Genomic DNA, 12,222 nt, shown 5'->3' on the forward strand with positions numbered 1-12,222 from the left:
CATTTTTCTGTGAAAATGAATATATTGAGAGCGAACATACTTTATCGTATGAAAAGAATTCAATGAACGTCACGAAGAAAGTTGGGGGCCTTATGATCATCCAGAAATTCGGTGGGGTAGCAATGAAAAATGAAGAAATGAGATTGAATTGCATTAACCATATAAAAGATGGACTGAATGAGTTTGGCGATGTCGTTGTAGTCGTATCCGCCATTGGTCGCTATGGAGATCCTTATTCCACGGACAGCCTTCTTCAGCTCACGGACGCTCTTTCATCTTCGGCAGCCGCAAGCGACCTTGCAGTGTCTTGTGGTGAACTCATCGCTGCAGCAGTTATGTCTGCTGAACTAACACGGGCAGGCGTCCCAAACACGGTCCTGCACGGCATCCAGGCTGGTATAATGACTTCTGGAGAATTTGGAGATGCTACGATTGACCACATCAACCCTGTCACTATTGTTGAAACCCTTAAACTAACCCGTTGTGTCATTATTCCAGGCTTTCAAGGAATTGATAACAAAGGGCATGTCATGACACTTGGAAGAGGTGGCAGCGACTTATCTGCAATCGCACTTGCTGGAGCACTTCAAGCGTCCCACGTTGAGTTCTTTAAAGACGTACCTGGCGTTATGAGTCATGATCCGCGCGAAGTGGAGAACCCCAGCAAACTGGATCTACTGAAGTTGGACGATTTCATTTCACTTCTAGATTGTGAAAGACCTGTCATTCAAAAACGGGCCGCATTACATGCAATAAAAACGGCTACACCTCTTTATATAAGAGGTGTAGCCAGTACGGAGACAGGAACATGGATTATTCCTTGAGCAGCGATGAACTTCATTGCTGCCTTTTTTCTTCAGCAATCTCGCGAATCATAACCTGTGTATAATATTTCCCATAAGCACCTGTCCCAAGATGTGTGACATCCTTTTGAAGCAGGACTTCACGGTGTGCGGGAGAATTAAGCCAACCATGGACCGCCTCTATTGCATCCACATAGTTGAATGCAATATTTTCACGTGCTTTACGATGTTCAATTCCCGCCTCTTTTAGCCTATCCGCAAGATTTCCGGTCACTGGGGATTCATGGGAAAAGTAATTTTCAAGCGCCATATCTTCACTATGTTTTCGCGCCACAACAGCAAGATCGTAATCGCTTAAAAGTTCATTCAATTCATGATTTTTTCGATAAAGGTTCGTTAACCCAAAAATTTGACGTTCCATTGCCCGGTTCACTTCCATCTGCATTGATGACGATGGGCGTTCAGCACTGACGATTTCACCCATATAAGACATGTCATAGGGTTGGTGTAGAATTAGTGTAATTGGGTCAATGAAACGTATCGCTTCCAATTTCCCATCCACACCATCGATATAAAGTTGTGCATAGACATTCTCATATTCAATAAGCAACCTGTTATTCACGTCATCACTGTTCAATGTAAATGTATAGATACTTTCTCCGATTTGTACAGCCACTTCTGACTCAACAATCGTAAATCGATAGATGTCTTGCACATCCTGCCCAATCTCAAAAGGGTCAATATTTGAGGGTAAATCTGCAGTATAAACTTGGTTCACTTTCCCATCCCATACGCCCACCATTAACTCCTGATCTTCATTATATATCCACCAATCGTAACCATAGGTCGACGGCTCAATACGGTCTGGCTTACCCAGCTGTTCAAATAGACTGTCTACACTCTTACCAACAAGCAGGGATATGCCAGATTCTGGCCGTGCAGCTTGCGGTATAGGTAATCCATCTCCAGTTCCAGGCACTGGGATGGCCGCCCCATGTTTCACAGGCGACTCAAGCGGTTTATTTTCTTTAACTCGATCATCCATAATATAAAATACCAATAGGACGATGATGAGTAGAAATATTATTTTCCAAAGTGCTTTCATTTTTCGACCTACTTTCTTGAGTATATAGTTTAGTCAGTTCTTTTAGGGTTAATACTAATAACAGATATCCTCTTTCATTATACTTCGTCAAACTGTTAAAATTGTTGAGGTTTGTCTTATTTATTAAATCATATGTTTCTTGACACAATGTTGTCATTGCAACTGATGATGATTTGTTCTATTATAAATAGGTATAGGGAATTGGCTCGACGATATATAAGGAGGATATAAACTATGTATATTGAAGATACAGGAATTGAAAATATTGTTACCGACTTATCAATACTTGATGAAATTATGTTAAAACACGACCTTGTCCGCGCAGGTCAATGGGACTACGAACGGGCAACATTTGATAAGAAATATATGATTAAAGAAGGTACATATTATTTGCGTGTATTCAGTTATACAACTGATGGCGATGTTGATACACGCAATGCGACTATGATCCTTAAAAAGCCGGTTGTCGGCAAGCATTATTATCCGCACGGCGTTGAGTATGGCGAAGGGGAACATTTCCCAGAAAGCTTACTGAAGGACTGTGCGGCAACATTGAAAGCAGTAAGTGCAGCACTAGAACCTTATAACCTTAAAAAATAATTTTTTACTGAAGACTGGCGAACTCAATGTTCGTCAGTTTTTTTATAGTCTTTTAGCAGTAAAAAAAACATCTGCCATGCTTTACTACTCAATCAGCGATCAGTTGGTTATAATTGAAACAGCGAATAAATATGGAGGAATGCCCATTGTCCAAATGGCTCACAAAACGTAATTTAATTATAACATTAACTTTAATATTCATCATCTTGGCTAGTGTTTTTATCTTGCCCGTTTCATTGCCAATCATTTTAGCGCTGCTTACCGCGCTAATCATTGATCCCTTGGTAAAGCTTACTGAAAAGAAATTCAAATGGAATCGCAAAGTATCAGTTATCTCCGTTTTTATTTTCATCCTAGCAATTATTACGTCCCTACTTTATTTCACAGTTACACAATTGATTGGGAAAATTATTGACCTTACACAAGCAGCACCCGGCTATTTTAATTCATTGTCAGGTGTGTGGATTTCCAGTCAAAGTAAGCTTCTACAATATACTTCCGGAATGCCCGAAGAAATTGTCATTGGTGTTCAAAAGGAATTTAGAAATGTATTTGAATCCATTCGTGAATCTATCCTTAATTTACTAAGCTATGAAAAGATTATGTCCCTTATGACAGAAATTCCAAACTTCCTTGTCAGTTTTATCGTCTTCATCATTGCATTATTTTTATTTATGCTTGAATTGCCTGAATTAAAAAAAATGCTATTTAGACACTTAACAACGTCAACTGCAGAAAAAGTTCGATTTATGATTACACGGCTCAATTCTGTTATTTTCGGATTCTTGAAAGCGCAACTACTTGTCAGTTTAATCATCCTAGCGGTCACTTTTGTCGGTCTTTTACTGATCATACCTAAATATGCAATTGTCATGTCGCTTGTCATTTGGATTATTGACGTTATTCCTATTTTGGGATCAATAATCATTTTAGCCCCCTGGTCACTTTATATGTTAATCATTGGAGATGTCGCAACAGGGACGCAATTGGCCATTCTAGCAGCTGTCTTACTGATTATACGACGAACCGTAGAACCTAAAGTGATGGGATCTCAAATTGGCTTATCACCGCTCCCAACACTAATCGCCATGTTTATAGGACTCAAGCTATTTGGCTTCCTTGGATTTTTTATCGGACCATTAGTTGTCATCCTCTTTACTACAGCCCGTGAAGCCGGAATCATCAAGTTAAATTTTAGGATTTAAACCAAAAAAAACGTCTGTTGATTAACCATTTACTTGCATAAAACACTAGTGAGGAGGGCTTGAATACCTCCATTTTCACCGGTATATTTCCGCTCTGCTTTCGGCAAACTATTCATGACAGATTTACTGAGGGGTCCTAGTGTGGCTAGAAGTGACTCCGTCACTTCTAGCCACACTTTTTTCAGTAATCCTGTTGCGAATAGTTGCCTGTCGCGTTCCTACACTATTCAAGTGAAAAATGCAGTTGTTTGGGAAGAAAAGAGTAGATGACTTTCTATTGAGAGTGTATGTGCCCGAAGATGCAATTCCGGGCACTCTTTCACGTTGTATAATGTGCTTCTTGCTTACTTTCAGCAAAGTTTATGCATCTAATCATATGATGCCTTATAGAAAGTGACACTTCTTTAATAAAAAAAGAAAAAACTATATAGAAAGTTTCAGCCGCCAAAATTGCATCTTTGGCGGCTTTTCTCCAGGTAAGAAGCCAGCTTTTCTTTCGTCCCAAAAAGCTCCAAATGCACTTCGTGTACGTATGCATTTAGAGCGCGAAGGATGAAGGACCACTATACGATTACCGGGAGAAATGTGTAGAAGTCATTCAATCCAAATGCAACTATACATGTAGCACCCAGTTTGTGTACTGGTTATTTTCAGTAAATCAACAGACGTGACAAAAAACGCTTTCACAAATGTGAGAGCGTTTTTTATTGTTAGAAACCAATAATCGCTTTAAACATTGACGTTACTTCTCCACCCTTATAAAAAACATAAAGAAGTAAATAAACAGCAAGACCTGTTATTGCTGAGAAGAACCAAATGACACTCGTGATTGGACCAAGCTTCCGATGCCTGACCAAATTATTCTTCAGCCCCGCATTAATCGTCACAGCACCAAATACGGCACCCGATGTTGCAAGCACTATATGAAAAATAAGGAAAACCGTATAATAGATTTTCAAATTATCCGGTCCACCAAACGACGTGTTACCGACCAATATAGTTCTCGACACATAAATGATTAAAAAAAGAATTGCTGCTACTGCGGCTGCCAGCATCGTTTTCTTATGCGCTTCTATTTTCTTTTTGTGGATTAAGTACCATCCTATTGCAACTAGTATAGCTGAAAGAATAATAAAAAATGTACTAATTGTAGGTAGTAAGGGCAGATCCATTCATTATTCCCCCTGATGGTAAAACGTCTCTGTATTTAGCTTATTATCTATACAATGTCATTTTTTGACGTTCTAATAATGCGTTAGCAGTAATTTCTTCTGCATTTTCCTGTTCTTCTCTATACCATTTAATAAAAATACTACCAAGGACACCAACATAAATGATTTCTTGTAAAACTTTCATGATAATTCCGCCTAGTTGCTGATCAACTAATGTAGGCATATTGGTAAATAATTCAGGACCTGAAATGCCTAAGCCCGCCAATCCTGAAAGTGTACTTGCCGGTACACAAAGTGCCATCGCCTGTAACCATGCTTCTCCAGACTTGTATGTTTCATATACAGGTACATCGACAAAAATGATAAGGGAACACGCAGGTGTGATTAAAATTGCACTTAATATAATATAGCCGATTTTTTTCAAGCCATGAAGCTTCGGTTGCCCCTTCAACGTATTAATGATTGGCCACCAGAAAAACACTGCTGCAACAAATAACGTTAGTGTAAAAATCGTATGCAATGGAGCACTTAATTTCACATTATCTAAAATAAGTGGAATATGGTAAACGGAAAACATACCACAGAATACCAATAGGCTAAGAATCGGTTTAGTAAAGAAAGTGATTATACGGTCAAGAATCTTAATATCAAAAACCTTTTTCCACATCCAGTTAGGGATACCCATCATGATCAATGGAGCACACATTAGCAATAGAACCGCCATTTGCACCATGTGAACTGAAAATAAAATATGACCAAGCAAGTCTACTGGTGAACCTTTGACAACATAAAGCAGAACCATTCCGGACATGAATAAGATTACTTGGTTTTTAGTAACGGGATGTGTATCTTGAAATCGATGACGCATTTTAATCGTCAATAATAAATATAAAGCCATACCAAGTATGATAATTAGTAAGAACCACGGACTCCACAAAGCTCGAAATCCAAATATACTTAAAGGCATTGCCATCGCTCCCTTTTTAAAGTCTTTCTTTATTATAAAACTAAAAGCGGTGTAACTCAATGTACGAACGATGACAATTGATAAAAAAGAAAAAGCCTATGGAGAAATAAATCTTCCATAGGCTTTTTCGACTATTACTATTACCACCAAATAATTGTTGTAAATGTTAATACAACAGTGAATGCAAGAATAGCTCCCGTATACATGAACATTTGTGGAATACCATGCCCTTTTTCATTCATGTGCATGAAGTAATACAATTGTAGGCCAACTTGTACGGCTGCAAAAAGCATTAGCGTTGGGATAATCAAGTATTTAGAAAATCCAATTACGTCAGCTTGATAAGCCATAACCATCGAGAACGACATAATCGTTAAGAAAATCATAAGCGAAAACATCATAATCTGACCGCGCATTGACTTACGTGCGCGTCTTTGCCCTAAGTTAAATTCAGCTGGTGACTTTTTATAAACTTGAACGTCCGCCATATTAACCTATCACTCCCATCAAGTAGACTACAGTGAAGATGAATACCCAAACAACGTCGATGAAGTGCCAGTATAACGAGAATGTGTAGTACTTTGGTGCGTTATACAAGTTCAGGCCGCGCTTTGAGTTACGGAAGATGAGTAGCGTAATCCAGACAAGTCCGATTGCTACGTGGAAACCGTGCGTCCCAACAAGCGTGTAGAATGCAGAACTGAATGCACTGTTGTCGTACGTGAAGCCTAAGTGTATATAGTGTACAAACTCATACACTTCAAGCGCAAGGAAACCAAGTCCAAGGAATGCAGTAATGGCAAGCCATAGCTGCATTTTCTTGAAATTGTAGTTTTTCAAATGATACATCGCATATACACTCGTCAAAGATGATGTTAATAAAAGCAACGTCATGACGAAGACAAGCGGTAATTCAAAAAGTTCTTGTGTTGAAAACTTAAATCCACTTGGTCCTTTGTTCTTTAAAGCAAGATAGGTCGCAAAAAGCGTTGCGAACAAGATTGTCTCTCCGCCTAGGAACAGCCAGAATCCAACAAATTTATTCTTTGCCTCTAACGTTGCTTTTTCCGGATGATCAGGCCACGTCTCAGGGGTGAATTTTTTATTCAAATCCATTATTTTTGTCCCCCTTTACGTTTCATATCTTTTAAGATGTCTTCTTTCTTAACATAGAAGCCAAGATCGTCTTTCAATGAGCGCATTGCCATAGCAGCGAAAGTCCAGACAAGACCAATAATAAGAACTGCCATTCCCCATGGTTCTTCAGTGCGGAACATTGCACCAAATCCTGCAATGAACAGACCTAAGCTCAACATGAATGGAATGAATGAACCATTCGGCATATGAATATCTTGAACAGGTTCAGCCGGAGTAATTCCCGACAGATTACCTTCCATTTTTTCGATGTACACTGTATCAAGACCACGTACAAGTGGTGTCTGTGCGAAGTTATAGAATACTGGTGGAGATTCAATCGCCCATTCAAGCGTACGCCCGTCACCCCAAGGGTCATTTGCTACACGTACATTTTTAATTGAAGTTACGATTATGTTATATACCATGATCGTAATACCAATAGCCATAAATAATGCTCCTACAGAACTAATTACGTTTGCTGAGTTCCAACCTTGACCATCCATGTATGTAAATACACGACGCGGCATTCCCCAGAAGCCTAACCAGTGTTGAATTAGGAACGTTAAATGGAAACCGATAAAGAAGAACCAAAACGTTACTTTACCTAGTGCTTCATTTAACATTGTACCGAACATTTTCGGCCAATATAGATGAGTACCAGCAATTATTCCGAATACAGTACCACCCACGATTACATAGTGGAAGTGAGCAACAACAAAGTATGTGTCATGCAATTGGTAATCAAGTGGTGCAGTACCTAGCATAACACCCGTAACTCCACCCATAACAAACGTTGGGATGAAGGCCAATGCCCAAAGCATCGGTGTTGTTACTTTTATACTTCCGCCCCATATGGTAAGCAACCAGTTAAATATCTTAACTCCAGTAGGTATCGCAATAGCCATTGTCGCTACAGAGAAGATTGCGTTTGCTGTTGGCCCAAGACCAACTGTAAACATATGGTGAGCCCAAACCATGAAGCCCAGGAATCCAATAAGGACGGTAGCAAATACCATCGCTGAATAACCAAAAAGTCGTTTTCTAGAGAAAATCGAGAAGATCTCCGAGAAAATACCGAATGCCGGTAAAATCAGAATATATACTTCAGGATGACCAAATATCCAGAAAATATGCTCCCAGATAATCGTATTTCCACCCATTGTAGGATCAAAGAAGTTAGCTCCAAACATTCTTTCAAATGTCAGAAGGAAAAGTCCTACTGTAAGTGGTGGAAATGCGAACAGAATCATAGCTGATGCAACAAACGTAGTCCATGTGAATAATGGCATACGCATGTACGTCATCCCTGGTGCACGCATATTGATAATCGTTACGAGGAAGTTAATCCCCCCTAATAACGTACCACCACCGGCAATTTGAAGTCCTATTGCATAAAAATCAACACCATGTCCTTCAGATGCCATTGCTAGCGATGCGTAAGAAGTCCAACCCGCATCGGGAACTTGACCAAAGAACCATGATATGTTCAGGAATACCCCACCGAAGAAGAACATCCAAAAACCTAGTGAGTTAAGAAATGGGAATGCTACATCACGCGCTCCAATTTGGAGTGGCATAATGGCGTTCATAAATCCAATTAATATAGGCATGGCCGCCAGGAATATCATCGTCGTTCCGTGCATCGTAATAATTTGGTTAAATATTCCCGCACTGACGAGATCGTTGTTTGGCGTTAAAAGTTGCACACGAATGATCATTGCTTCTATACCGCCGACTACGAAGAAGAATCCTCCACCTAGGAGATAAAGGATACCGATCTTCTTATGGTCAACTGTTGTTAGCCAATCCCATAGCGTTGCGCCAAAACCTCTTTTTTGAGCAACTGAACTCAATTTGTTTACCTCCTCTTCAAATTCACGTTAATAGTTATTTTTCTACTGAAAGTCCCATGAGGTACTCAGCAATTGCGTTTAGTTCTTCGTCAGAAAGTTTTTCACCAAATGACGGCATTAAGTTTCCTGGCTTTTGTTTTTGAGTATCAGAAAGCCACTCAACTACTTTTTCTTGCGTGTGATCCATGAATCCTGCGACGCGATTACGGTCACCAAATGACGCTAGGTTTGGTCCAATCGCTCCGCTTTCACCGACTGCAGATACCGCATGACATGCAATACAGCTTTGTTGGAACAATACTTCACCTTGACCAGCTGCAGCAACATCTGTCGATTCTTCGCCAGTTGCTTGCATTGCTGTTACCCATTTGTCGAATTCAGCAGGTGCTAACGTTTTCACTTTGAAGTCCATAAGTGCGTGTGATGGACCACAAAGCTCTGCACACTTACCGTAAAATACGCCGTCTTTCAGGTCTTGTGATTCTTTATCAAACGTTAAATAAAATTTATTAACGTTTTCAACGTTTGTATCGAGTTTACCTCCGATTGCTGGAATCCAGAAGGAGTGCTTAACGTCTGCTGCAAGGAGGTTGAAATATACTTTTTCTCCAGTTGGTACAACAAGTTCCTGCGCTGTAACAATTCCGAGAGTAGGGTATTCAAATTCCCACCAGTACAGCTTCGCTGTAACATCTACAACCAAACTTTCTGACTGTCCATCTTCATTGACCTCATGCATCGCACTAACATCACCTAGTTTATATGTGTAATAAACTGTAGGAACAGCTAGAAGTAGAACGAGGAGAACAGGAATAACCGTCCATACAAGTTCTAATGTATGGCTTCCTTCAACTTGTTCAGGAACAAAGTCCTCGCCCAGTTTCGAACGTCTAAAACGAACAATTGCTACTACATAGATAATCACAACTACTAGAATAACCAGTAACATGATTCCTGATGATAACATCAGCAATTTGAATTGATCTTTCCCGACCTGACCAGCCGGAAGTAGTGTGGATAGCTCTTCTTGACCACATCCCGCTAGAAACACGGTAAGAGCTGCTAATAAAGAAAAAAGACGCCACTTTTTGAGTCCTTTCATCATCGCTTAATGATACCTCTCTTTCTAAAAAAATGTTTTTCTTCTTGTGAGGACTGTTGACCTCTTTATGTGAATTCCTATGCAAAGAAAGAATTCCGATATGTTAGATGAATATCGAGAAAATAATCATAGCAACAAAAAGGATTGTCATGTAATTCAATGAATAGATGAACATACCCGTTGCCCACTTTATATCATCTTTCGCTTTAAACCCTTTAAGTGCTAAATACAGCCACCCTATATTCAACGCGCTCGCAAGTACTAAGAAGCCTACCCCTAGCTCAGTCAGTAGAAACGGCAATGGAAATAAAAACAGTACCCATGCCAACATCGATTTCTTCGTTCTGGCAAAACCTTTTACAACAGGTAGCATTGGTATATTTGCCGCACGGTATTCGTCTGTCCGACGCATCGCCAGTGCATAAAAATGCGGTGGTTGCCAAACAAACATAATCAGGAATAAAGCCAGGGCTCCTGCACCGAGTGCTGGTTCAACCGCAGCCCATCCGATTAAAGGCGGTATTGCCCCTGAAATACTTCCAACTACTGTATTAGCGACATGCCTACGTTTCGACCACATCGAATAGAGTACAACATAACTGAAGATACCTGCAAGTCCCCAAAGACCGGCTGCTACAGAAGCAGAAAACAAAAGCACTTCGCCTACTACTATGAAAGTCAGCGCAAGTGTCAATACAGCCGGCGCCTTGAAACGTCCGGTAACTGTTGGTCTGGATTTCGTCCTCGTCATGACAGGATCAATATCCCGATCAATCAAGTTGTTAAGTGCCGCAGATCCAGCAATTATCAATCCCGTTCCAAGAAGAGCATAGACGAGCAAATCTATATTATATAGAAAGTTTTTACCAGTGAACTGAAAAGCAAGAAATAGTCCAGTAAAAGTTGTGATCATATTCGAATTAACAATGCCGATTTTAATGAGTGCAAGGAAGTCCTTATAAAGAGACGCCGTCACTACATTCGATTCGACAGGTGTGGAAATTGTATGACCGTTTGACAAGTTACCCCTCCTTCCAAAGTTGTGAGCGTTAACCGCTATAATTAACTATAGCGAAATTCGGGTAGTATTTCTATACATATACAAAATTTCTACCGAATACCTTTAAATATCGACACATTTAATACTCAACCCTCTCTATAGTAAATCATTTCGATAGGTCTTTTGTGAAGTTAAAGCGTCTTCTTTATGAACAATTTGTGAAAAGGACCATTAGTGAGGCGTTTTCAGCCATTCTTCGTTGTCTTTTTACTGTTTTTTCGTTATCATCAAAAAAGCAGGGACCTTTTATACAAAGGTCATCAATAAAAAAGTAGGTGTTATTTTTTGCAATCTAATAGATATTTAAAATGGTTTGCCGTTGCTTCTACAGTAGGTATGCTTTTAATCTTACTTGGTGGGGCGCTTGTTACAAAAACCGACAGCGGCATGGGCTGCGGAAGACATTGGCCTGGATGTAACGGACAACTTATTCCCGACGAAATTACCGCAGAAGTACTTATTGAGTTTTCACATCGGCTGGTAACTGGGTCTGTCGGTATCTTGATTGTCGTATTAGCTGTCTGGTCATGGAGATCTATCGGCCACATAAGGGAAACAAAATTCCTAGCAATCGCAGCCGTGTTCTTCCTTATATTACAGGCATTGATTGGCGCGGCTCAAGTATTATGGGGTCAAGGCGATTTCATACTTGCGCTTCATTTCGGTATTTCACTTTTAAGCTTTGCATCGGTCCTTCTATTAACCCTTCTTATATTTGAAGTCGATCGAAAGTTTGATGCAGATAAGTTACAAATAAGTAAACGCTTGAAATGGCATACAATTGGTGTATCCGTTTACTCCTACTTTGTGGTTTATACTGGAGCACTTGTCCGTCATACAGAGTCTGGGCTTGCCTGTCTAGACTGGCCGTTATGCAAGAACGATGCCTTCGCCCTTCCACGTAACCTGTTCGAATGGGTTCAGATGGGTCACCGTACCGCCGCGGCACTTATTTTCATCTGGTTATTGGTCATCATGATTCATGCAATCCGACATTACAAAAATCAGCGCGTCATCTATTGGGGCTGGAGTATCGCATTTATACTTGTAGCGCTCCAAGCAACAACAGGAATGATGGTTGTTCTGACCAGACTAAACCTTTATATTGCTTTGCTTCATTCATTGTTTATCACGTTGTTATTCGGTTTGTTAACCTACATGATCCTACTTGTATCGAGAAGTAAACTATCCAAATGAATGTAAAGGACCGGCCACAGA

Annotated in this window: 12 protein-coding genes; 4 read left to right on the top strand and 8 right to left on the bottom strand. The window is 40.0% G+C overall.

Annotated elements, in window-relative coordinates; translation table 11 throughout:
* Window positions 1–92: 92 nt before the first annotated feature.
* Window positions 93–824: an amino acid kinase family protein gene (locus I2483_RS05195; RefSeq protein WP_207174206.1), complete on the top strand. Its 732-nt coding sequence runs from the start codon at window positions 93–95 to the stop codon at window positions 822–824.
* A gap of 13 nt (window positions 825–837) precedes the next feature.
* On the opposite strand, the gene I2483_RS05200 is transcribed toward I2483_RS05195, so the two are convergent.
* Window positions 838–1,908, bottom strand: a complete 1,071-nt coding sequence (locus I2483_RS05200; RefSeq protein ID WP_207174207.1) for a CAP domain-containing protein — start codon at window positions 1,906–1,908, stop codon at window positions 838–840.
* 234 nt (window positions 1,909–2,142) lie between these two features.
* Between I2483_RS05200 and I2483_RS05205 the strand changes: the two genes are divergently transcribed.
* A complete protein-coding gene (locus tag I2483_RS05205) occupies window positions 2,143–2,508 on the top strand; it encodes a YugN family protein (protein WP_186669499.1) in 366 nt (121 codons plus the stop codon).
* Between the two features lie 146 nt (window positions 2,509–2,654).
* Window positions 2,655–3,713, top strand: a complete 1,059-nt coding sequence (gene ytvI / locus I2483_RS05210) for a sporulation integral membrane protein YtvI (RefSeq protein WP_255550273.1) — start codon at window positions 2,655–2,657, stop codon at window positions 3,711–3,713.
* Between the two features lie 710 nt (window positions 3,714–4,423).
* Here the strand turns inward: ytvI and I2483_RS05215 are convergent.
* From I2483_RS05215 to cyoE, 7 genes are all read right to left on the bottom strand, one after another.
* Entirely contained in the window at window positions 4,424–4,885 is a 462-nt protein-coding gene (locus tag I2483_RS05215; protein ID WP_207174208.1) for a DUF420 domain-containing protein, read from the bottom strand.
* 43 nt (window positions 4,886–4,928) lie between these two features.
* On the bottom strand, window positions 4,929–5,852 hold the full coding sequence (gene ctaG / locus I2483_RS05220; RefSeq protein WP_207174209.1) for a cytochrome c oxidase assembly factor CtaG: 924 nt from the start codon (window positions 5,850–5,852) through the stop codon (window positions 4,929–4,931).
* 140 nt (window positions 5,853–5,992) lie between these two features.
* The gene (locus tag I2483_RS05225) at window positions 5,993–6,340 is read right to left on the bottom strand and encodes a cytochrome C oxidase subunit IV family protein (protein WP_207174210.1); all 348 of its coding nucleotides are present in this window, start codon (window positions 6,338–6,340) and stop codon (window positions 5,993–5,995) included.
* A gap of 1 nt (window position 6,341) precedes the next feature.
* Window positions 6,342–6,968 (bottom strand): cytochrome c oxidase subunit 3, encoded by a 627-nt coding sequence (locus I2483_RS05230; RefSeq protein WP_186669491.1) that lies wholly within the window; start codon window positions 6,966–6,968, stop codon window positions 6,342–6,344.
* Complete coding sequence (ctaD, locus tag I2483_RS05235; RefSeq protein ID WP_186669489.1) at window positions 6,968–8,842, bottom strand: cytochrome c oxidase subunit I; 1,875 nt, start codon at window positions 8,840–8,842, stop codon at window positions 6,968–6,970. The genes I2483_RS05230 and ctaD overlap by 1 nt, the downstream gene beginning before the upstream one ends.
* Window positions 8,843–8,876: 34 nt before the next feature.
* Window positions 8,877–9,947: a cytochrome c oxidase subunit II gene (gene coxB, locus I2483_RS05240; RefSeq protein ID WP_186669487.1), complete on the bottom strand. Its 1,071-nt coding sequence runs from the start codon at window positions 9,945–9,947 to the stop codon at window positions 8,877–8,879.
* Between the two features lie 100 nt (window positions 9,948–10,047).
* The gene (gene cyoE / locus I2483_RS05245) at window positions 10,048–10,965 is read right to left on the bottom strand and encodes a heme o synthase (RefSeq protein WP_186669485.1); all 918 of its coding nucleotides are present in this window, start codon (window positions 10,963–10,965) and stop codon (window positions 10,048–10,050) included.
* Window positions 10,966–11,289: 324 nt separating this feature from the next.
* On the opposite strand from cyoE, the gene I2483_RS05250 reads away from it, so the two are divergent.
* Window positions 11,290–12,201: a COX15/CtaA family protein gene (locus tag I2483_RS05250; RefSeq protein WP_275955980.1), complete on the top strand. Its 912-nt coding sequence runs from the start codon at window positions 11,290–11,292 to the stop codon at window positions 12,199–12,201.
* The last annotated feature ends 21 nt before the right edge of the window (window positions 12,202–12,222 follow it).

The organism is Sporosarcina sp. E16_3, assembly GCF_017347125.1.
Lineage (GTDB): Bacteria > Bacillota > Bacilli > Bacillales_A > Planococcaceae > Sporosarcina.